Annotated in this window: 23 protein-coding genes and 1 pseudogene; 13 read left to right on the top strand and 11 right to left on the bottom strand. The window is 68.0% G+C overall.

The genetic code is table 11. The annotated features are described in order from the left end of the window. The first annotated feature begins 32 nt into the window (after positions 1–32). The 4 genes from NVU01S_RS37060 to NVU01S_RS37045 all read left to right on the top strand — a co-directional run bounded on the left by NVU01S_RS37060 (position 33) and on the right by NVU01S_RS37045 (position 3,558). Positions 33–833 (top strand): biotin--[acetyl-CoA-carboxylase] ligase, encoded by an 801-nt coding sequence (locus NVU01S_RS37060; protein WP_043672058.1) that lies wholly within the window; start codon positions 33–35, stop codon positions 831–833. Positions 834–1,000: 167 nt separating this feature from the next. Then, entirely contained in the window at positions 1,001–1,549 is a 549-nt protein-coding gene (locus NVU01S_RS37055; RefSeq protein WP_043672222.1) for a PH domain-containing protein, read from the top strand. A gap of 22 nt (positions 1,550–1,571) precedes the next feature. After that, positions 1,572–2,249, top strand: coding sequence for a response regulator transcription factor (locus NVU01S_RS37050; RefSeq protein ID WP_014981983.1), 678 nt, complete (start codon positions 1,572–1,574; stop codon positions 2,247–2,249). A gap of 1 nt (position 2,250) precedes the next feature. Further along, positions 2,251–3,558, top strand: a complete 1,308-nt coding sequence (locus NVU01S_RS37045; RefSeq protein WP_029897841.1) for a sensor histidine kinase — start codon at positions 2,251–2,253, stop codon at positions 3,556–3,558. Between the two features lie 77 nt (positions 3,559–3,635). Here NVU01S_RS37045 and NVU01S_RS37040 read toward each other — a convergent pair. After that, positions 3,636–4,115, bottom strand: a pseudogene (locus NVU01S_RS37040) (GtrA family protein); the annotation flags it as partial. Positions 4,116–4,153: 38 nt separating this feature from the next. On the opposite strand from NVU01S_RS37040, the gene NVU01S_RS37035 reads away from it, so the two are divergent. Both NVU01S_RS37035 and purE read left to right on the top strand, forming a co-directional pair. Beyond that, the gene (locus NVU01S_RS37035) at positions 4,154–5,377 is read left to right on the top strand and encodes a 5-(carboxyamino)imidazole ribonucleotide synthase (protein ID WP_043672055.1); all 1,224 of its coding nucleotides are present in this window, start codon (positions 4,154–4,156) and stop codon (positions 5,375–5,377) included. 13 nt (positions 5,378–5,390) lie between these two features. After that, on the top strand, positions 5,391–5,891 hold the full coding sequence (gene purE, locus NVU01S_RS37030; RefSeq protein WP_041562433.1) for a 5-(carboxyamino)imidazole ribonucleotide mutase: 501 nt from the start codon (positions 5,391–5,393) through the stop codon (positions 5,889–5,891). Here the strand turns inward: purE and NVU01S_RS37025 are convergent, their stop codons facing one another. Beyond that, positions 5,892–6,458, bottom strand: a complete 567-nt coding sequence (locus tag NVU01S_RS37025) for a PIN domain-containing protein (protein WP_043672052.1) — start codon at positions 6,456–6,458, stop codon at positions 5,892–5,894. It abuts the gene before it with no gap. 2 nt (positions 6,459–6,460) lie between these two features. After that, entirely contained in the window at positions 6,461–6,919 is a 459-nt protein-coding gene (locus NVU01S_RS37020; protein WP_043672220.1) for a helix-turn-helix domain-containing protein, read from the bottom strand. A 98-nt stretch (positions 6,920–7,017) separates the two neighbouring features. Between NVU01S_RS37020 and NVU01S_RS37015 the strand changes: the two genes are divergently transcribed. Together NVU01S_RS37015 and NVU01S_RS37010 are read left to right on the top strand one after the other, a co-directional pair. Then, the gene (locus NVU01S_RS37015; protein ID WP_043672049.1) at positions 7,018–7,698 is read left to right on the top strand and encodes a TetR family transcriptional regulator; all 681 of its coding nucleotides are present in this window, start codon (positions 7,018–7,020) and stop codon (positions 7,696–7,698) included. A gap of 158 nt (positions 7,699–7,856) precedes the next feature. After that, positions 7,857–9,014 (top strand): acyl-CoA dehydrogenase, encoded by a 1,158-nt coding sequence (locus tag NVU01S_RS37010; protein WP_029897851.1) that lies wholly within the window; start codon positions 7,857–7,859, stop codon positions 9,012–9,014. Between the two features lie 55 nt (positions 9,015–9,069). On the opposite strand, the gene NVU01S_RS37005 is transcribed toward NVU01S_RS37010, so the two are convergent. Then, positions 9,070–11,169, bottom strand: a complete 2,100-nt coding sequence (locus NVU01S_RS37005; RefSeq protein ID WP_043672046.1) for a HelD family protein — start codon at positions 11,167–11,169, stop codon at positions 9,070–9,072. Positions 11,170–11,260: 91 nt separating this feature from the next. Here NVU01S_RS37005 and NVU01S_RS37000 point away from each other — a divergent pair, with 91 nt between their 5' ends. After that, on the top strand, positions 11,261–11,902 hold the full coding sequence (locus tag NVU01S_RS37000) for a TetR/AcrR family transcriptional regulator (protein ID WP_043672043.1): 642 nt from the start codon (positions 11,261–11,263) through the stop codon (positions 11,900–11,902). Between the two features lie 9 nt (positions 11,903–11,911). On the opposite strand, the gene NVU01S_RS36995 is transcribed toward NVU01S_RS37000, so the two are convergent. The 4 genes from NVU01S_RS36995 to NVU01S_RS36980 form a co-directional block, all read right to left on the bottom strand. After that, the gene (locus NVU01S_RS36995; protein WP_043672040.1) at positions 11,912–12,385 is read right to left on the bottom strand and encodes a hypothetical protein; all 474 of its coding nucleotides are present in this window, start codon (positions 12,383–12,385) and stop codon (positions 11,912–11,914) included. A 118-nt stretch (positions 12,386–12,503) separates the two neighbouring features. After that, positions 12,504–13,370, bottom strand: a complete 867-nt coding sequence (locus NVU01S_RS36990; RefSeq protein ID WP_043672037.1) for an SCO6745 family protein — start codon at positions 13,368–13,370, stop codon at positions 12,504–12,506. Between the two features lie 45 nt (positions 13,371–13,415). Further along, positions 13,416–13,700, bottom strand: a complete 285-nt coding sequence (locus NVU01S_RS36985) for a GNAT family N-acetyltransferase (RefSeq protein ID WP_042256555.1) — start codon at positions 13,698–13,700, stop codon at positions 13,416–13,418. 57 nt (positions 13,701–13,757) lie between these two features. Then, the gene (locus tag NVU01S_RS36980; protein WP_043672034.1) at positions 13,758–15,116 is read right to left on the bottom strand and encodes an FAD-binding oxidoreductase; all 1,359 of its coding nucleotides are present in this window, start codon (positions 15,114–15,116) and stop codon (positions 13,758–13,760) included. Positions 15,117–15,221: 105 nt separating this feature from the next. On the opposite strand from NVU01S_RS36980, the gene NVU01S_RS36975 reads away from it, so the two are divergent. Next, on the top strand, positions 15,222–15,743 hold the full coding sequence (locus NVU01S_RS36975; protein WP_052280710.1) for a GtrA family protein: 522 nt from the start codon (positions 15,222–15,224) through the stop codon (positions 15,741–15,743). Between the two features lie 43 nt (positions 15,744–15,786). Here the strand turns inward: NVU01S_RS36975 and NVU01S_RS36970 are convergent, their stop codons facing one another. Genes NVU01S_RS36970 through NVU01S_RS36960 form a run of 3 tightly spaced genes read right to left on the bottom strand, consistent with a single transcriptional unit; the run spans position 15,787 to position 17,764 of the window. Then, on the bottom strand, positions 15,787–16,440 hold the full coding sequence (locus NVU01S_RS36970; RefSeq protein WP_043672032.1) for a Type 1 glutamine amidotransferase-like domain-containing protein: 654 nt from the start codon (positions 16,438–16,440) through the stop codon (positions 15,787–15,789). Beyond that, positions 16,440–17,279, bottom strand: a complete 840-nt coding sequence (locus NVU01S_RS36965) for a maleylpyruvate isomerase family mycothiol-dependent enzyme (RefSeq protein WP_052280697.1) — start codon at positions 17,277–17,279, stop codon at positions 16,440–16,442. Before NVU01S_RS36965 ends, NVU01S_RS36970 begins: the two co-directional genes overlap by 1 nt. Further along, positions 17,276–17,764: an HIT family protein gene (locus NVU01S_RS36960; protein WP_052280696.1), complete on the bottom strand. Its 489-nt coding sequence runs from the start codon at positions 17,762–17,764 to the stop codon at positions 17,276–17,278. The genes NVU01S_RS36965 and NVU01S_RS36960 overlap by 4 nt, the downstream gene beginning before the upstream one ends. 397 nt (positions 17,765–18,161) lie before the next feature. Between NVU01S_RS36960 and NVU01S_RS36955 the strand changes: the two genes are divergently transcribed. From NVU01S_RS36955 to NVU01S_RS36945, 3 genes are read left to right on the top strand one after another with little or no spacing between them, the layout of a single operon-like run. Then, positions 18,162–19,280 carry a Re/Si-specific NAD(P)(+) transhydrogenase subunit alpha gene (locus tag NVU01S_RS36955; protein ID WP_043672029.1) on the top strand — a complete coding sequence of 373 codons (1,119 nt, stop codon included), beginning with the start codon at positions 18,162–18,164 and terminating at the stop codon, positions 19,278–19,280. Beyond that, entirely contained in the window at positions 19,280–19,597 is a 318-nt protein-coding gene (locus tag NVU01S_RS36950; RefSeq protein ID WP_029897870.1) for an NAD(P) transhydrogenase subunit alpha part 2, read from the top strand. Before NVU01S_RS36955 ends, NVU01S_RS36950 begins: the two co-directional genes overlap by 1 nt. Further along, a complete protein-coding gene (locus tag NVU01S_RS36945) occupies positions 19,597–21,030 on the top strand; it encodes an NAD(P)(+) transhydrogenase (Re/Si-specific) subunit beta (protein ID WP_195087954.1) in 1,434 nt (477 codons plus the stop codon). The genes NVU01S_RS36950 and NVU01S_RS36945 overlap by 1 nt, the downstream gene beginning before the upstream one ends. Positions 21,031–21,114: the final 84 nt, after the last annotated feature.

Raw genomic sequence — 21,114 nt, 5'->3', positions numbered from 1 at the left:
GCACTACCTCGCGCACCGAGTAGCCTGCCCGTGTGGACAGGCCCCCTTTGGATGCAGAGCAGTTGCGGCGCAGTCTCATCGAGTCGCCCGAGCTGTCGTTCTTCCGCCACATCGAAGTGGTGGAGTCGACCGGGTCCACCAACGCGGACCTGATCGCGCGCGCCGGCGAACCAGACGCCGATCGCGCGGTACTCCTCGCAGAGCAGCAGGAGCAAGGGCGCGGCAGACACGCACGCACCTGGATCAGCCCGGCGCGGGCACAGATCTCGATGTCGCTGCTGGTGCGGCTGCCCGGGATCGAGCCCGCGGTCCTCGGCTGGCTGCCGTTGCTCACCGGCATCGCCGTGGTGGACGCACTGCGCGCGACCGCCGGTGTGCACGCGAACCTCAAATGGCCCAACGATGTGCTGATCGATGGCCGCAAAGTGGCGGGCATCCTGGCCGAGGTCGCGGTGAGCGGCGAGGTGCCGGCCGTGGTCATCGGGATGGGGCTCAACGTGAGTCTCACCGAGGCCGAACTGCCGGTACCGCATGCGATTTCGCTGTTACTGGCCGGTGCGGGCGACACCGATCGGACCCAGCTCGTGCAGGCGATGCTGACCGAGTTCGCGCGACGCTTCACCGCGTGGCGGGACGCGGGCTGGAAGATCGCCGACCTGGCCGCCGCCTACCGCGAACGGTGCGCGACGCTGGGCAAGCAGGTGCGCGCCGAACTGCCCGGCGGGCAGACGCTGACCGGCGTCGCCACCGATATCGACGACGCGGGCCGCCTGCTGATCGGCGATCGGCCGGTCTCCGCGGGCGATGTCACGCATCTGCGCGCCGACTACTGAACGGTCCCCGCACTCGAATTCGAGTGCGGGACATCGGTGTCGGTGGCTCGGCCGGCGCTTCGGCCGGGCACGCGAACGCGGCGCCGACGCGGGCGGGCCCGCGATTGTGCAGCACGACGCGGTGCGGTGTCAGGCATTTCGGCATCTGCACGCGGTACTGTTCGACCATGGGTTATCCGGAGGATGTGCTTGCGCCGGAAGAGCAGCTGATTCTGCATCGTCATCCGCACTGGAAGATGCTCTTCTGGCCGATCGTGACGCTGATCGTCGCCACCGCACTCGCCGGGTTCGCGGGGGGCCTGGCCTCGCGCAAAGCGCCCGAGGGAACCGCGCGTACCGCGCTGCTGATCGCGGTGCTCGCGATCTGGCTGATCATCGTCGTATGGCGTTGTGTCGCACCAATTCTCGGCTGGAAGGCGACGCATTTCATCATCACCGACCGGCGCGTGCTGGTGCGGCAGGGCGTGCTGACGCACACCGGCATCGACATCCCGATGAGCCGCATCTCCAGCGTGCAGTTCCGGCACGGGTTGTTCGACCGGATGCTCGGCACCGGCACGCTCATCATCGAATCGTCGTCCTCGGAGCCGCTCGAGTTCGACGACATCCCGGCGGTACAGCGGGTGCACGCGCTGCTGTACCACCAGGTCTTCGAGGTCGAGCAGGGTGAGCACGGTCGCGACGCGTACTCGCGCGAGCGCGGCGACTATCGATGAGCGTTCGCGTTAACCTGGGCGTATGACGGCCGTACTGCTAGCTGAAGACGACGAGGCGATCGCCGCGCCGTTGTCGCGCGCCCTGGGGCGCGAGGGGTACTCGGTGACCGTCGAGCGCTTCGGTCCGGCCGTGCTCGAACGAGCCCTGGAGGGACATCACGATCTGCTGATCCTCGACCTCGGCCTGCCCGGCATGGACGGGCTGGAGGTGTGCCGTCAGGTCCGGGCCAGCGGCGCGGACATCGCCGTGCTGATGCTCACCGCCCGCACCGACGAGGTCGATTTCGTGGTCGGCCTCGACGCGGGCGCCGACGACTACGTCGGTAAGCCGTTCCGGCTCGCCGAACTGCTGGCGCGGGTGCGAGCCCTGTTGCGGCGCAGCGGGATCGGCGACGACACGGTGGAGGTCGGCGGCATCCGGCTGGAACCGGCCGCACGCCGGGTACTGGTGAACGGCGCCGAGATCGGTTTGGCCAACAAGGAATACGAGTTGCTGAAGGTGCTGATCGACCGGGCCGGTCAGGTGGTGCCGCGCGAGACCATCCTGCGTGAGGTCTGGGGCGACGCCGAGTTGCGCGGCTCCAAGACGCTGGACATGCACATGTCCTGGCTGCGTCGCAAGATCGGCGACGAAGGGCCGATGGCCGAGCGGCGCATCGTCACCGTCCGCGGTGTCGGCTTCCGGCTGAACACCGACTGACGTGCGGCGCAGAATCCTGCGGTCCATGCTCACCGTGCTGATGCTCACCACGGTGGTGCTCGGCGTGCCGCTCGTCTACACGGCCTGGCTCTGGGTCGAGGACATCACCCGCGACGACCTGCAGAGCAAATTGGAACGGATCGCCGCGGCCATCATCGTGCAGGAGCACGGCGACGGCATGGTGCTCGGCGAACTGGACACGCGCGCGATGGAACCGGTGCTACCCGCGGACGCCAAACTCACCATCGTCTATCCGGCCCCGCAGGACAACGCGTCGCGGGTGGACATCGGCGTGGACGAGGTGCAGGACCCGCTGGTCGAATCGCTGTCCATGGGCCAGCGCGGGTCGCTGCGGCTGGAAGTGCCGTCCGCGCCGATGCACGCCAGGCAGCAGCAGGCCGTCGCGGTGGTGGCGCTGGCCGTGCTCGCCTCGCTGGGCGCCGCGGTATCGGTCGCGGTGGTCACCGCACGGCGGGTGGCCGATCCGCTGCGTGACGTGGCCGCCAGGGCCGCCAGACTGGCCATGGGTGACTTCCGCCCGGACCCGCGCCGGCACGGCATCTCCGAATTGGACCGGGTCTCCGACGTGCTCGACTCGGCGACCGTGGAGATCGCCGGGCGCCTGCAGCGCGAGCACGCGCTGGTCGCCGACGTCTCCCATCAGCTGCGCAGCCGGCTCACCGCGGTCCGGCTGCGGCTCGACGAGTTGTCCGCGCACGCCGATCCCGAAGTGGTGCACGAGGCCGAGGAGGCCATGGCCCAGGTCGATCGGCTCACCGACGCGATCGATGATCTGGTCCGCGCGTCCCGGGACGAGGACGCCGCCGACCTCGACCCGGTGCCGGTGATGGAGGAGCTGCGCGGCGTGGTCGCCGAATGGACGCATCCGTTCTCCGAGGCCGGTCGCACGCTGACGCTCATCGGCGACGAATCGCTACGCGCCCCGATCACCGGTTCCCGGCTGCGCGAGGCGGTCGCGGTGCTCGTCGACAACGCGCTCATGCACGGGGGCGGCACCTGCACGGTGTCGGTGCGCACGGTGCGGCCCGGTATCGATCGCGATCCGCTGGTCTGTGTGGAGGTGGCCGACGAGGGCGACGGCATCCGGGACGAACTCGCGCCGCACATCTTCGACCGCGGCTTCTCCGCGGGCGGCTCGACCGGTGTGGGGCTGGCGCTGGCGCGGGCCCTGGTCGAGGCCGACGGCGGGCGGCTGGAATTACAGCGGCGCAGGCCCGCGCTGTTCGCGGTCTTCCTGAATTCGGCCGCGTACCGGACACAGAACTCGGTGGTGCCGGAACCGCGGTGAGTCAGGCCCGCACGGCCTCAGTTACGGCCGAACTGCTCTTCGACGATCTCGTCGAATTCGGCGGCGATCTCGTTCATCTCGTCGGGGAACACCCAGCGGCGCATCGCCCAGAAGCGGAACGCCATCTGCAGCAGGTTGCCGATGATGAAGGCGCTGATGAAGTCGGCGATGTTCTCGACGGTGAAGCTCACATCGGGCTGGCGCAGGTCGAAGACGTAGCTGGAGATCCACAGCGGGATGAAGGCCAGCACCACGCCGACGCCGCTGACGCCGAAGAACAGCAGCGCCTCATGGTGTCGTTCGCGCCCGCCCCGGTTCCGGAACGACCATTCCCGATTGAGGATGTAGGACGCGATCACGGCGATGACACCGGAGATGATCTTCGCGGTGACCGGTTTCTCCGACAGCACGGTCCACTTCAGGACGTAGAAGATGCCGCTGTCGATCACGAACGTGGTCGCGCCGACGATCGCGAACTTGATCAGTTCCCGATGCCGGAACGCGATCCTCGCGAGAGGCCTGGGGAGGACGCGGACCACGTCGTCGACGAATGACACGGGGCCGAGTGTACCGGTCGGGGTCATTCGCGCCGGACATGACAATATTGTCCGACGTGGACGCAGTACGTTCCTTCGAATCCTCGGGCATGCCCACCGTCACCATGATCGGCGGCGGTCAGCTGGCGCGCATGACGCACCAGGCCGCCATCGCGCTCGGCCAGCGGCTACGGGTGCTCGCCGAACGCCCCGACGACCCGGCCGCCCAGGTCAGCCCCGAGGTCGTGCTCGGCAGTCACGCCGACCTGGCCGCGTTGCGCAAGGCCGCGGTCGGTTCGCACGCGCTGACCTTCGACCACGAGCACGTGCCCACCGAACACCTGGAGGCGCTGGTCGCCGAGGGCGTGAACGTGCAGCCGCCGCCGCAGGCGCTGGTCTTCGCGCAGGACAAGCTCGCCATGCGGCTGAAGCTGTCCGAGCTCGGCCTGCCGGTGCCCGCGTTCACGCCGGTCGGCTCGGTCGAGGACGCGGTGCGGTTCGGCGACGAGCACGGGTGGGCCGTGGTGCTCAAGGCGGTGCGTGGCGGTTACGACGGCCGCGGTGTCTGGATGCCCGCGTCCGCGGCCGAGGCCGGCACGATCGTCACCGAGCAGCTCGCGCACGGCGTGCAGTTGCTGGCCGAGGCCAAGGTCGAGCTGAAGCGGGAGCTGTCGGCGATGGTTGCGCGTTCGCCGTTCGGGCAGGCCGCGACCTGGCCGGTGGTCGAGACCGTGCAGCGCAACGGCCAGTGCGCGGTGGTGATCGCGCCCGCGCCGGACCTCGACGACGACCTGGCGGCGCAGGCGGAGACGCTGGCGCTGCACCTCGCCAAAGAACTCGGTGTGGTCGGGGCGATGGCGGTGGAGCTCTTCGAAACCCACGACGGCGCACTGCTGATCAACGAGCTGGCGATGCGGCCGCACAACTCCGGGCACTGGGGGATGGACGGCGCGCGCACCGGTCAGTTCGAACAGCATCTGCGCGCGGTGCTGGACTATCCGCTCGGCGACACCAGCCCGCTCGCCCCGGTCACCGTGATGGCCAATATCCTCGGCGCGGCCGAGGCGCCCGCGATGACCATGGACGAGCGCCTGCACCACCTGTTCGCGCGGATGCCCGACGCGAAGGTGCACCTGTACGGCAAGGGCGAACGCCCGGATCGCAAGATCGGGCACATCAACATCCTCGGTGACGATGTCGCCGAGGTGCGGGAGAAGGCCGAACGCGCGGCGCAGTGGATGTCGCGCGCGGTATGGACGGACGGATGGGATCCCCACCAGTGAGCGAGGCGCACGCATGACCACTCCGCAGGTAGGCCTGATCATGGGCAGCGACTCCGACTGGCCGACCATGGAGGCCGCCGCGGAAGCGCTGGCGGAGTTCGGGATTCGTTTCGAGGTCGGGGTCGTCTCGGCGCACCGCACTCCGCAGCGGATGCTCGATTACGCGCGCGAGGCCGCGGGCCGCGGGCTCCAGGTCATCATCGCCGGTGCGGGCGGCGCCGCCCATCTGCCCGGCATGGTCGCCTCCGCGACCGCCCTGCCCGTCATCGGCGTCCCCGTCCCGCTGAAGTACCTCGACGGCATGGATTCGCTGCTCTCCATCGTCCAGATGCCCGCGGGCGTCCCGGTCGCCACCGTCTCCATCGGCGGCGCCCGCAACGCGGGCCTGCTCGCCGTCCGCATCCTCGCCGCCCACGACCCCGCCCTGCGCACCCGCATGGAACAGTTCCAAGCCGCCCTGGAACAAATGGTCCTCGACAAAGACGAGGCCCTACGCACCAAACTCCTCGGCTGATCAGCTGTCCAGGCCGCCTGAGCGTAGGGCCGCAACGGCTTCCACGAGGCCCGCACTGTCCAGCGCGTCGAGCACATCCTCGACGGTTTCCGGCGGATTGATGTGCGAGTCCGCGATCTGCTGAAGGCACGCCCAGACCACGCGGTCGTCGAGGTCGATCTGGTCGAGCAGAAAGTCGTCAGGACTCTGTGCCTCGATATTCCACGGTGCCAATGCATCTGAAGGAAAGTCGGCGAGGTTGGAGGTCACAATGACCTGGGCACCGACGGCAATGGCCGCCGCGAGTACGTGGCGGTCATCGGGGTCGGGCAGTTTCAACCCCTCGATAAGAGGCTCGTAGCCGTAGACGAGACTGTCTGGAACCGCCTTGTTCATCAGTCCGCGAAGTCTGTCCAGTTTCGCGGTGGGGATGTCGGGCCGTTTGTCCGCCAGACTAGCCAGCGCTTCGTCGAGAATCTTGTCCGTCCATTTCGCTTGCACGGAGCCGGACATGGCAATTCGAATCAACAAGTCGCGTAGTGCATTTCCGTAAAGGACGTTGGCGTCGTACACCACGACGAAGGCCATGGTCAGATGCCGAGATCTTGGCCGAGGTGGGCGAGCTCGTCTGCTGCAGCTTTGCTTTTCGCTTGGTTTCGCTGCTGGTATGCCTTGAGGTCTTCGTATCTGATCCGCCGGTGGCGACCGACAAGGCGGAACGGAATCTCGTCGGCCTCCAGCAGCGCGATCACATACGGGCGGGAAACGTTCAACATGTCGGCTGCTTGCTGAGTAGTGAGTTCAGCATGCGAGGGCACTACCGACACGCCGCGGCCTTCAGCAGCTTGCGCCAGGATGAATGCCAGCAGGCTGACAGCTTCTCGGGGCAGGACCAAAGCGTCTTCGCCGGGGAGCTCTCTCGCCACCTGGATGTTCTGTTCCGTGGGATGTTGCATCAGGTAGTCCTTGATCCGCCGCATGGCACGGGCGGCCACATCGGCATCGATCTTTCCGGGTTCTGTCCGCTTCGCGGCCTGCAAACGCGCCACGCCAACCACCTCCTTATTCGCATTATACGAAACAAACGAAATATTCGAAAGAGGCCTCACTGGGGTGGCATCGGCGCGCGGCTCGCTACGGTTGGTTGGTGACTACTGGTGAGGGGCGGGTGCGGGGGGAGGACAACGCGGAGTTTCGGCTGGCGGTGGTCGATCAGGCGTTGCGGTTGTTCGCCGAGCAGGGGTATGAGGCGACGACGGTCGACGAGATCGCCGAGGCGGCGGGGATCTCGCGGCGCACGTTCTTCCGGCAGTTCCGCTCGAAAGAGGACGTGATCTTCGCCGATCACGAATCGCAGCTGGCGCGGGCGGCCGAGTTCCTGGCGGCCACGCCGGGCGATCCGTGGGAGATCGTATGCGAGGCCGTGGTCCAGGTTTTCGTGCGGTTCACCCAGTGGCGCGAGATCGCGGCGCGGCGATATCAGGTGGTGCGCCGGGTACCCGCGCTGCGTGAGCGGGAGATCGTGACGGTCTTCCGGTACGAGCGGCTGTTCACCGACTATCTGCGGGAACGCCTGCCGGAGGTGCCCGACCTGGCCCGGGTGCAGTACACGGCCGCGGTCACCGCGACGCACAACTATCTGCTGCGCCGGATGGTGCGCGGCGAATCCGACGCCGGTGCCGCGGACCTGCGCGTGGAACTGGCGGCGATTCCGCGCGGCGACGGCAGGCGGGCGGCGGCCGACGAACTGGTGGTCGCGGTGTTCCCGCGCGACACCCCGCCCCGGCAGGTCGCCGATCTGGTGGCGCGCAAACTCGGTAGTCTCTAACCGGGCTCAGTGCGACCAATCTGACACTGAGTGCCAGAAGGTATCCGCACGTTGCGACGCCATATAGGCGTACACTGGGCCAAGATATGGCACCGAGTGCCGAAGTGTGGCAATGCCCGAGCAGTGCCGGCATGTACCGACGACCAGGAGTGAGCCCCATGGCGGGAAACCCCGATTTCAACCTGTTCCAGCTCGAGGACTTCCACGACGAACTGCGTGCGGCCATCCGCGGGCTGGCGGAGAAGGAGATCGCTCCGCACGCCAAGGACGTCGACGGTAACTCCCGCTTCCCCGAGGAGGCGCTGTCCGCGCTGAACGCGGCGGGTTTCAACGCGGTGCACGTGCCCGAGGCGTACGGCGGCCAGGGCGCGGACTCCGTCGCCACCTGCATCGTGATCGAAGAGGTCGCGCGGGTCTGCGGTTCCTCCTCGCTCATTCCCGCGGTCAACAAGCTCGGCACCATGGGCCTGATCCTCAACGGTTCCGAAGAGCTCAAGCAGCAGGTGCTGCCCGATATCGTCAACGGCGAGATGGCCTCCTACGCGCTGTCCGAGCGCGAGGCCGGTTCGGATGCCGCGAGCATGCGCACCCGCGCCAAGCAGGAGGGCGAGGACTGGATCCTCAACGGCTCCAAGTGTTGGATCACCAACGGCGGCAAGTCTTCCTGGTACACCGTCATGGCGGTGACCGATGCGGACAAGGGCGCCAACGGTATTTCGGCCTTCCTGGTGCACAAGGACGACGAGGGTTTCGTCGTCGGCCCGCTCGAGCACAAGCTCGGCATCAAGGGATCGCCTACGGCCGAACTGTATTTCGAGAACTGCCGGGTGCCGGGTGACCGGATCGTCGGCGAGCCGGGCACCGGTTTCAAGACCGCGCTGCAGACCCTGGACCACACCCGCCCGACCATCGGCGCGCAGGCTGTCGGTATCGCCCAGGGTGCGCTGGACGCCGCGATCGCCTACACCAAGGACCGCAAGCAGTTCGGCAAGACCATCGCCAGCTTCCAGAACACCGAGTTCATGCTCGCGGACATGGCGATGAAGATCGAGGCGGCCCGCCTCATGGTCTACACCTCCGCCGCCCGCGCCGAGCGCGGCGAGAAGAACCTCGGTTTCATCTCCGCCGCCGCCAAGTGCTTCGCCTCCGACGTGGCCATGGAGGTCACCACCAACGCCGTCCAGCTCTTCGGTGGCGCCGGCTACACCACGGATTTCCCGGTCGAGCGCATGATGCGCGACGCCAAGATCACCCAGATCTACGAGGGCACCAACCAGATCCAGCGCGTCGTCATGAGCCGCGCCCTGCTGCGCTGATCCTCGCGGACGAGAAGTCAACGGTGGCACCGGGTTTCGGTGCCACCGTTTTTCGTCAGGCGCTCATGGCGGGTTCGCGGACCAGTGGGGTCGGCAGGGGAGCGGCGTGCAGGACGGTGAGGGTGCTCACGGCTCGGGTGAGGGCGACGTAGAGGCGGTGCAGGCCACGGGGTTCCGCGTCGACGATGGTGGCGGGCTCGACGACCACCACGGTGTCGAATTCGAGGCCTTTCGCCAAGGTGACGGGCACGAGGTTCAGGCGGGCGTCGATGCTCGCCTCGTCGGTGCCGAGCCGGGTGTGCGGGAGTCCCGCATCGGTCAACGAGCGGTGGAGTTCCGGGATATCGCGGTCGGCGGCGATGAGCCCGATCGACCCTGCCTCGGAAAGTGCTCTGGCACAGGCTGTTACGGCAGCTCCGTGCATTTCTGCCGCAGCCGTGCGCACAACGCGCAGAGCCTCCGCGGACTGCCGGAACGAGGACGGCCCGCGCAGGTCCGGGGCGATATACGGCAGCAGGCGGGCCGCGTAGTCGATGACCTGAGCCGGCACGCGATAGCCGCGCGTCAATTCCTCGATCACACCGTCGGTTCGGTCGAGATGGCCGAGGACCTCGGCCCAGTCGGTGACGGCCGAGGGGCTGGTGGCCTGCGCGAGATCGCCGAGTACCGTGCAGGATCCGGTTGCGCGGCGGGCGATCGCCCGCAGCTGCATGGCGCTGAGATCCTGGGCCTCGTCGACCACGATGTGGCCGAGTTTCGCGGGCCGTTCGATCATGCTGGCAGCTTCGTCGATCAGCACGAAATCCGCTCTGGACCATCGCATTTGGCGCACGGTGCGGGGTGGCACGGTGGACCGGATCGCACTCTGTTCGGTGGGCGAGAGCAGGCCGTCCGCCATCCGGGCCAACTGGTCCGAGTCGGTGAGTAGATCGAAAACGACTCGGGCGGAATCGGTTTCCGGCCACATCCGCTGCACCGCGCGCACGATCGCCTTGTTCCGGCACAGCTGCCGTAGCGTCGCGTCGGTGGTGCTGTGCCCCGCCTGTTCCATCCGGCGCAGCACGAGCAGGGCCAGGCGCCGGCCGAGTAACTCCATCCCCGTGCGGTAGTCGGTCCCGCGGGCGCGTACCTCGTCGAGTTCGTCGGCGATCTCGTCGGAATACAGGTGCCAGATCCGTTGCAGGTGTTTGACCGGCACGGTCTCCTCGAGGGTTCGGACGCGCGACCACAGCAGGCGTCGAATGACCTCGGCCATCCTGGCGTCCCCCTTGATCCGCTCGGCCTGCGGATCATCCACGTGCGCAGTGTCGTTCGATCCGGTGAGTTCCTCGACGGTGGTTTGCAGCACGGCCACCTCGCCCAGGGCGGGCAGCACATTGCGGACGTAGTCGAGGAAGGCGCGGTTGGGCCCGATGACGGCCACGCCGCCCTCCCGCTGCAACCGTTCCCGCTCGGTGAACAGCAGGTACGCCAGCCGGTGCAGGCCGACGGCGGTCTTGCCGGTGCCGGGCGCGCCCTGAATGCAGAGCGTGCGTTCCAGCGGAGCCCGGACGAGCCGCATCTGTTCGGGTTGGATGGTGGCGACGATGTCGCGCATCGGGCCCTTGCGTGGCCGTTCGATTTCCGCGGCGAGCAGCCGGCCGTCGCGGTCGGCGGCCTGGCCGTCGAGCGCTTCGTCCTCGAAGGCGGTGAGGGTGCCGGTGTGATCGAAGCCGAATCGGCGGCGCACCCGCACGCGCATCGCATCCTGCGGATCGGCTTCGTAGAAGGCCCGCGACAGCGGCGCCCGCCAGTCGATGACCATCAGCTCACCGCGCTCGTCGGCGATACCGCGGCGTCCGATATAGACGCGGTCGCTGTCCGGCGCGGACGAGGGCGCGCCCACTTCGCGGACCTCGTCGTAGAGATCACCCGGCGGAAAGTCCAAGCGCCCGAAGAACAGTGGGACGTCATCGAAGCCGGACAGCTCCTCGATCTGCTTCTTGTGGAACTCGCGCGCGGCGAAGTTCTGGAATTTGTCGAACACGTCGCCTTGCCCCAGGCCGTCGGCCAACGCCGTGACCGCGGCGTCGTGCATGCGGGTCAGCGCGGCGCGGCACGAGGTCAGGTAGTCGCGTTCGGCACGGATTTCGGGCTCGACAGGATCGTGATGCATCGGCTCCCCACCTCGGTTCGGAAATTTAACCCGGTAAACAATACAACCAAGTCAATTTGTAGACCAAGGTAATTTTCTCTACGCTGGCCGCATGGAGGCATCAGGGCTGCGCGAACGCAAGAAGCTCCGGACGCGTCAGGCGATCCTGGACGCCGCCTTCGCGCTGTTCGAGGAGTCGGGGTTCGACGGTGCCTCGGTCGCCGAGATCGCCGCGGCCGCCGAGGTCTCCAAGCCCACCCTGTTCGCCTACTTTCCGACCAAGGAAGACCTGGTACTGCACCGATTCATGGCCGGCGGCCGCGGATCCGCGCACGTCGTCCGGGGACGCGCGGACGGCACATCGCCCTTGGCGGCCCTGCGTCAGGACTTCCTCGACCGCCTCGCGGACCGCGACCCGCTCACCGGCCTCAACGACACCCGCGCCGCGGTCACGTTCCACAATCTGCTGTATTCGACGCCCGCACTGATGGCGCACTTGTCCGGCTACATGATCGATCAGGAACGCGACCTCGCCGCGGCGCTGCTCGCGTCCGGTGAGCCGGGCGACGAGTTCACCGCGCACCTGATCGCGGCGCAGGTGTTCAGCGCCCAGCGCATTCTCACGTCCTACAACGCCCAGGCCGTCCGCGCGGGCCGACGCGTCGAGGACATCTACCCGATCGCGGTCGCCCGCGCCGAAACCGCCTTCGAACTCTTGGCGCACAGCCTCGCGAGGTGCTCGCAGGGCGAGTAGCGCGGACGGCTATCTGCCTTCGATCCGTGTCTGATTGCCCGCGTTCCCGGCTTGATTGCCCGCGTATCCGGATTGACTGCCCGCTTGATTGCCCGCGTATCCGGATTGACCGCCCGCGTTCCCGGCTTGATTACTCGCGTTCCCGGCTTGACCGCCCGCGTTCCCGGATTGATCAGGCACGTCCGGCGATTCGTCGCCCGAGTGATCACTGCCGCCGCGTTCGCTCGGACCGCTCGGCCGATTCTTGTCCGGACCAGCCGTCTGGCCGTCGAGCTCACCGCCGGGATTGCCCTGCTCCACGCAGTTCTTGAAATCGGCGTAACTGGCCGATTTCCGCGCGCACCGTTCCGCGACACCGGGGTCGGTCGGCGCAGCGGCGGCGAGGCCGGGGAAGCCGAGTGCCGCCGTGCCCAGCAGTGCGACCAGGCCGATCACTTTCGAGCTCCGGTACATGCCTACTCCGATCACCTCGACGGAATCCATCGGCAACCGCAATCGAGCAACCCGAAACTATCAGCTGACGCGCGCTCCGGCGCTCAGCCGACGGCGCGCCCGGCTGGCGGCGGGCATTGCGCCGAGACGGCCGCGCCCACGGCCCGGGTCATCCGTTGCGGCCGGTGGCGGCGGTGAAGACGCCCGGCGGGAACGCGCCGGCCGCGACGATGGTGCGGGACAGGGTCTTTCCGATTTCGGCGAGGCGGGTGGCGCCTGCGTCGCCGAGGGCGGACCAGGGGGCGAGCGCCATATCGTTGGTCGCGGCTTCTACGTCGGCGCGCAATTGGGTGCCGGCCTCGGTCAGGGTGTCGTCGGCGGTGAGGAGGCCGCGCGTGCGCAAGGCGGCGGCCGCGTCGGTCCACTGCTGCTCGTTCCAGCCGCGGGTCTGCTGGGCGGCGAGCGGGGTGAAGCCGCGTCCGGTCGCGGTGTGGGTGATCAGGGCTTCGATGCCGCTGAGCCCGGCGGCGAGCAGTGCGGCGATGTGGCCGTCGCCGCGGTGCTCGCGCAGCAGGGTGATCGCGTGCCAGAGGACGAGCAACGGTTCGGTCGGCCACGGTAGGTCGGCGTGTGCGGCGTGGAGCGGCCGCCCTTCCGGTGTGCAGGCGATCGCGGCGGTGCGAGCCAGTTCGGCGGCCTCGCGCACCTCGGCCGAGTCGGCGGCGGCGCCGAGCAGGCGGCGCAGGGCCGCGTCGACCGATGCCAACCGCGCTGTCACCACGGCCTCGGGCGTGGTCTGGGACCATGCGCGCGGGATGTGCCGCGCGACGAGGTCGGGATTGAAGTTGTAGAAGGTGGCCGCGACCACACCCGGCCCGACCGCGCCCATCGGGGCCGCGCGTCCGGCGAAGTAACACATCCTTCCCGGCCGGAGTCCGGCCTCGACCAGATACTGCTCCGTTTCCGGCGCGAAATAGGTCATCGAATGGATGGTTTCGAGGGCTCGCGCACAGCGGCCGGCGTCGATGCTGTCCATGCGCCGACCCTAACGCCGATCGGTGTCGATCGGCGGGGTGCGGACTCAGCCGACGAGATCGGCGTATTCGCGGTGTTCGGCGATGTACTTCTCGACGTACCAGCAGGTGGGGACGACGGTGTAGCCGTTGGTGCGCGAATCCTGCAGCGCGAATTCGACCACCTGGGCGGCGACGCCGCGGCCACGGAACTCGGGAAAGGTCATGGTGTGGTGGAAGTCGCGAACCTTCGTTTCTTCCCGCTCGGCGTAGTCGGCGTAGCCGGCGAGGGTGTCGTCGAGGTAGATCTCGAAACGGGTGTCGGCGACGTTGTGCTCGAGCCTGGTGGTCATGATCCGGTGAAACTCCTTCGCGGCCGGGAATGTTCCATGGGTGGGAGAATCGCGGGGTTAGAGAATCGCGCCCGGGTTGAGGATGCCGCGCGGGTCGAGCGCGTCCTTGATGCGCTGGGTCAATGCCATCACGTCGGCACCGAGTTGGTCGGGTAGCCACGCCTTCTTCAAGCGCCCGACCCCGTGCTCGCCGGTGATGGTGCCGCCGAGCGCGATGGCCAGATCCATGATCTCGCCGAAGGCGCGGTGCGCGCGCTCGGTCATGGCGGCGTCGGCGGGGTCGTGCACGATCAGCGGGTGCGTGTTGCCGTCGCCGGCGTGCGCGATCACCGAGATGGTCACCTCGTTGCGCGCGGCGATCTCGGCGACACCGGTCACCAGGTCGCCGAGCCGGGGCAGCGGGACGCCGACGTCCTCCAGCAGCAGCGCGCCCAGCTTCTCCACCGCGGGGATCGCGAACCGCCTTGCCGCGGTGAAGGCTTCACCTTCCTCGGCGTCGGCGGTGTGGAAAGCCTCGGTCGCACCGGCCTTTTCACAGGCGGCCAGCATGATCTCGGCTTCCCGCCCGGCGAATTCGCCGGGCGCGTCCGACCGTGCGACGAGCAGTGCGGCGGCCTTGCGATCCAGGCCCATCCGTAGCTCGTCCTCGACCGCGTTGATCGACACCGAATCCATGAATTCCAGCATGGCGGGCCGCAATTCGCCGGTGATGGTGAGAATCGCGTCGACGGCGGCGGTCAGGGTGGCGAACGAGGCGACGACGGTGCTCTGCGGCGGCTGGGCGGGCAGCAGGCGCAACGTCAGCTCGGTGATGACGCCGAGCGTGCCCTCGCTGCCGACGAACAGTTTGGTCAGCGACAGCCCGGCCGAATCCTTGAGCCGCGGCCCGCCGAGCCGCAGCACCGTCCCGTCGGCGAGCACCACCTCCATGCCCAGCACGTAATCGGTTGTCACGCCGTACTTCACGCAGCACAGCCCGCCCGCGTTGGTGGCGGCGTTACCGCCGATCGAGCAGATCTCGAACGAGGAGGGGTCGGGCGGATACCAGAGGCCGTGCGCGGCGACAGCGCGTTTCACCTCGGCGTTCAGCAGTCCCGGTTGCACGACCGCGGTCCGGGTGACCGGGTCGACGGTGATCGCCCGCATCCGCTCGGTGCTCAGCACCAGTCCGCCGTCGACCGCCGTGGCGCCGCCGGACAGCCCAGATCCCGCACCGCGCGGCACGACGGGCACGCGCCGCTCGTGCGCCCAGCGCAGCGCCGCCGCGACATCCTCGGTGCTCGTCGCGCGCACCACCGCGACCGGCGTGCCGGCCGCGGGATCGCGCGCCCAGTCCTGCCGGTAGCTCGCCAGCAGATCAGGGTCGGTGACGACCACACCCTCGGGCAGTCCGTCGATCAGGTCACTAACGTCCACAACCCCACGCTAGTCCGCCGGGGCACGCCACGGCCGCTCCGGCGGATCGACGCGGCGTTGCCGGATGATCATCTGGTGGTCACCTGCCGCTGGCACCCTGGCAGCGTGCACGAGCCGGCGCAGACCACCGACAACATTGCCGACCGCTTCACCCGATGGTGCGAGGCGGTCGTCGCGCGGCTGCCCTGGGGCCTGAATCGTCTTGTCGCGCCGACCTTCCTCGGCTTCGCGCTGATCAACAGTTTCACCTTCGGCGTGGACCTGGCGCTGCTCACCCTCTTCCATGGTGGACTGGGCCTGCCCGTCTGGCTGTCGGTCTCCGTCGCGTACGTCTGTGCCTTCGGGTTGAGTTTCGTGCTCAATCGCACCTTCAACTTCCATTCGCACGCGCCGGTCGGCAAACAGGCCGGGGTCTACGTCGTGGTCGTGGCGATCAACTACGCCGCGTTCATCCTCGGCGTCGGCAGCGGACTCACCGCGCTCGGCGTCGACTACCACCTGGCGCGGTTGCTCGCGGGCGGCTGCGAAGCGGTCTACATGTACAGCGCGATGCGCTGGGTCGTGTTCCGCCGCGACGCGAAGGCCGAAGTCGCACCCCCGCGCGACGTGCGGTCGCCGACGTCGTAGCGCGGCGGCGAAGACGGCTTCCGGCGTTCGCGATCAGGCTGGTTCAAGACTCCGCTGAACCGATCAGCACTTCCGTGCGATCGCCGTCGACGACGATCGCGTCGTCGTCGGTGAGCGCCCAGTGCGCGATGCCTTCGGCGCGATAGGACTCGGCGAGCCGATCGCACAGGCCGAGCGGATCGGTCGGCGAGGCGATGTGCGGCACGATCCGCTGCTGCACCAAACCCAGTCCGTCCCAGCGCGGTTCGATCCCGCACGTCGGCTGGACCTCGGCTGGATCGTCGGAGGATTCCAGTCCGTGCAGGTCGGGGGTCAGCACACAGGCGCCGGCGCTGTAGCCCGCGTATACGAGCGCGTCGGCCGCCAGCAGCCGGGGGAGCACGACATCGGCGCCGCTGCGGGCGAATTGGGCGCGCAGGACGAAGGTGTTGCCGCCGCGCACCCACAGCAGGGGGAACTCGGCGAGTGTGCGCTCCAATTCCGCCGGGCGGCCGACGAAATCGCGCAGATCCACCGTCTCCGGCTGGTACCCCAGCCTGCGCAGCGGAACGATATCGCTGATGATCGCCGACTCCCACAGCTCGGGCCAGGCATCACAGGCGTTGGGAATCAACGCGACTCGGCCCGGCGCGCCGACGAGGGCGGCGAGCCGGTCGTAGTGCGCGCCGAAGCGGTAGCTGGACAGGAACAGGCGCATCAGAGGGTGAACGCGAGATTCTGCACGACCCGTTGTCCGAGTTCCTGATCGCCGCTGATGGTGATCCGGTCCACGTGCTGGTCCGCGGTGGTCCGTCCGCCGCCGAGCCGGACGAAATCCGCTGCGGGCAAATGGATGTCGACGGTCGGTGCGCCGTCGAAGGCGTCCACGAAGTTCGCCCGGTCCGCCACCTGGATGTGCAGCGAGCGGGCCAGCGGTCCGGTCAGCGAGAAGGTGATCCGTGCACCATGCGGCGCGCCACCCTTTTTCACCACGATCCGCGGGATGCTGCCGAGGAACTCGGTGAAGGCGAATTCGCCGCGCTGCCCGCCCTCGTCCACCTGGACGCCCAGCGCGTCGGCGATATCGAGTTCGTGCATCCAGCAGTCGAACAGCCGCACCCGCATGAACCGGCCGTAGCTGACCAGCCCGATCGGTGACTGGGTCTGAGCCTGCCATGCTTCGTCGCCGAGGGCGTGCAGCGCCGCCCGCCGCCTGCCCGTTACGTCGTGGAACATCTCCAGCAACCGTTCGCCGGGCAACGGCCGCAGCCGGTCCACCCAGATCTCGTTGAGGACGCCGGTCTCGTTGCGGATATGCGGCAGCGTGCGCACGTCGGCCTTGGGCGTCAGCGGGTCGTGCGCGGGCGGCCGCTCGCCGAGCAACCACGATTCGGTGCCGACGACGTGGGCGACCACGTCGAACACGGTCCAGCCGGGCAGCGCAGTCGATGTCCGCCACTGGTTTTCGTCGAGGCCGGTGACCAACGCGGCGATCGCGTCCCACTGCTCGGACAGCAGCCTGGTCAGCTCGGCCCGGTCCAGGGTCGGATCGATCATTCCTGTGCTCCTTCTTCCGGCCGGTCCGCGCCCGGCCGCTCCCGACTCGATGCTTCGTCTTTTTCCAGCGCCGCGATGCCGGCCTGGATGGCGGCCGCGGTCGATTGCGGATCGTGCGGCCGACGCAGCAGGAAGCCGGCGGCGAAGCGCAGCTTGTCGCCGTGGCTGCGCGGGATCACGTGCAGATGGACGTGCGGAACGGTCTGAAACGCGGCGGTGCCGTCGTTGAGCACCAGGTTCGCGCCATCGGCGGCGAGCGGGCTGCGCCGGACCGCGAGCGCGAGCCGATGTCCGGCCCGGAAGACGTAGGCGCCGAGTTCGGCGTCCAGATCCTCCAGTTCGGTGGCGTGCTGCTTGGGGATCACCAGCGTGTGGCCGCGGGCGATGGGACGGATGTCGAGAAAGGCGCAGAGCGAGTCGTCCTCGTACACCTTTGTTGCGGGGGCAACGCCGGCCACGATGCGGCAGAAGACGCAGTCGGTCACAGGCTGGACCTTACGGCGTACGAGCGGCCCGGAACACCCCGGCGTGAGAATCGATCATGATGCACGTCACTTCCCAGGCCCGGCGTCCCCCGCCTGACCTGGTGCCGAACCTTCGAGTAAGTAATAGACCTGCACGTTCGGTCTTGTCGCGGGCAGCCGCGGCGACCACCATCAGAACCGGCGCTCGTCCGAACAACCACCGCGCAGGAGGTGACCCCGATGACCTCGAGAACCCGGCATATCGGTGGAATCCGGCGCGATCGTGTGACGGGCGTCTCAGCGGTCCGCACAACACGCCGGGTACAGTTGCGAGGATTTGGGCGACCTTACTCTGAAGTAACATCGTCCGGCCGTCCATCTGTTGCCTGCAAGCTCAGCACAAGAAGGAACTGACATAGTGGAGACAACGCAGAGCGTAGGCGATCAGTCGCCACGCGGCGCGCGTGTCGGAGTCGTTCGCGAGTCCAACGCGGGCGAACGACGTGTCGCATTGGTGCCGAAGATCATTCCGACCCTGCTGAAGCAGGGGGTGCAGGTGGTGGTCGAGTCCGGTGCCGGTCTCGGCGCGCTCATTCCCGACAGCGCCTACGAAGACGCCGGCGCGACCATCGGCGACCCCTGGTCGGCCGAGGTGGTCGTGAAGGTCGCCCCGCCCAGTGACGCCGAGGTGGCGAAGCTGTCGGACGGGCAGACCCTGATCGGCTTCCTGGCCCCGCGCAACGCGGACAACCAGATCGGCAAGCTGAAAGCCGGTGGCGTGCAGGCGTTCGCGGTCGAGGCGATTCCGCGGATCTCGCGGGCGCAGGTGATGGACGCGCTGTCCTCGCAGGCCAATGTCGCGGGATACAAGGCCGTGCTGCTCGCGGCGTCGGAGTCGACGCGCTTCTTCCCGATGCTCACCACCGCGGCGGGCACGGTGAAGCCCGCGACGGTGCTGGTGCTCGGCGTGGGTGTCGCGGGCCTGCAGGCGCTGGCCACCGCCAAGCGCCTCGGCGGCCGCACCACCGGCTACGACGTGCGGCCCGAGGTCGCCGATCAGGTGCGCTCGGTCGGTGCGCAGTGGCTCGATCTCGGCATCGACGCGGCCGGTGAGGGCGGCTACGCCCGCGAACTCACCGACGAGGAGAAGGCAAAGCAGCAGCAGGCTTTGGAGGACGCGATCAAGGGTTTCGACGTGGTGATCACCACCGCGCTCGTACCCGGCCGTCCCGCACCGCGTCTGGTGACCGCGGCCGCGGTCGAGGGCATGAAGCCGGGCAGCGTGATCATCGACCTGGCCGGGGAGACCGGCGGCAACTGTGAGCTCACCGAGCCGGGCGAGACCGTGGTCAAGCACCAGGTCACTATCGCCTCGCCGCTGAACCTGCCCGCGACGATGCCCGAGCACGCCTCGGAGCTGTACTCGAAAAACATTGCGGCACTGCTGGAACTGATGCTGAAGGACGGTGCGGTGGCACCCGACTTCGAGGATCAGGTGCTCGCCGATTCCTGCGTCACCCGGGAGAGGGAAGCCTGATGTACACCGAACTGCTCGCGAACATCGCGATCCTGGTGCTCTCCGGGTTCGTCGGGTTCGCCGTCATCTCGAAGGTCCCCAACACCCTGCACACCCCCCTCATGTCCGGTACCAACGCCATTCACGGCATCGTCGTGCTCGGCGCGCTGGTCACCCTGGGCAACGTGCAGGACCCCTCGATCCTGACCCAGATCATCCTGTTCGTCGCCGTCGTCTTCGGAACCCTCAATGTCATCGGTGGTTTCGTGGTGACCGACCGGATGCTGGGCATGTTCAAGGGCAAGAAGGCGGCAGCGCCGGCGAAGGCGGAGAAGTGATGCATACCTTCGACAACGTGACCTACCTGGTCAACGGTCTCTACATCATCGCGTTCGGCATGTTCATCTACGGTCTGATGGGCCTGACCGGTCCGAAGACCGCGGTGCGCGGCAACCTGATCGCCGCCGTCGGCATGTTCATCGCCGTGGTCGCGACCCTGATCTCGGTGCGCCACACCAGCAATTGGATCCTGATCATCGCCGGACTGGTGGTCGGCATCGCGCTCGGCGTGCCGCCCGCGCAGTTCACCAAGATGACCGCCATGCCGCAGCTGGTCGCCGCGTTCAACGGCGTCGGCGGTGGCACGGTCGCGCTCATCGCGTGGTCGGAATTCATCAACAGCCAAGGCTTTTCGCACTTCGACGAAGAGCCCACGGTGCACATCGTCATCGGTTCGCTGTTCGCGGCGATCATCGGCTCGGTCTCGTTCTGGGGCTCGCTGATCGCGTTCGGCAAACTCCAGGAGATCCTGCCCGGCCGTCCGATCGGTCTCGGCAAGCTGCAGCAGCCGTTGAATCTGCTGCTGCTCCTGGGCGCGATCGCGGCCGCCGTGGTGATCGGCGTCGGCGCCACCAATGACGGTGTGTCCCAACTGTGGATGATCGCGGTCCTGGTGCTGGCCGGTGTGCTCGGCCTCGCCGTGGTGCTGCCGATCGGCGGCGCGGATATGCCGGTGGTCATCTCGCTGCTCAACGCGCTGACCGGATTGTCGGCCGCCGCAGCGGGTCTGGCGCTGAACAACACCGCGATGATCGTCGCGGGCATGATCGTCGGCGCGTCCGGCACCATCCTCACCAACCTGATGGCCAAGGCGATGAACCGGTCCATTCCGGCGATCGTCGCGGGCGGATTCGGCGGTGGCGGAACGGCTCCCGGCGCCGGCGGCGATGGGGAGAACAAGCAGGCCAAGGCCACCTCCGCCGCGGACGCCGCGATTCAGATGGCCTACGCCAACCAGGTGATCGTGGTGCCCGGCTACGGCATGGCCGTCGCCCAGGCCCAGCACGCGGTCAAGGAGATGGCGGCGCTGCTCGAAGCCAAGGGCGTCGAGGTCAAATACGCCATCCACCCGGTCGCGGGCCGCATGCCCGGTCACATGAACGTGCTGCTGGCCGAGGCCGAGGTCTCCTATGACGCGCTCAAGGAAATGGACGACATCAACGGCGAATTCGGCCGCACCGATGTCGCCCTGGTGATCGGCGCCAACGACGTCACCAACCCCGCGGCGCGCGAGGATGCCAGCAGCCCGATCTACGGCATGCCCGTCCTCAACGTCGACCAGGCCAAGAGCGTCATCGTGCTCAAGCGCTCGATGAACTCCGGCTTCGCGGGCATCGACAACCCGCTGTTCTATGCCGATCACACCTCGATGCTGTTCGGCGACGCCAAGAAGTCCGTCGGTGCGGTCACCGAGGAACTGAAGGCGCTGTAGGGATTCGGATTCGAACGGCCTCCCGCGCACGCGGGAGGCCGTTCGGCGTTAAACCAGTGGACAAGCCCGGTCCGCAGGCCTGAT

The sequence above is a fragment of the Nocardia vulneris genome, assembly GCF_001613425.1.
In the GTDB taxonomy this organism is placed as follows: domain Bacteria; phylum Actinomycetota; class Actinomycetes; order Mycobacteriales; family Mycobacteriaceae; genus Nocardia; species Nocardia vulneris.
This window is presented reverse-complemented; position numbering and strand designations above follow the sequence as displayed.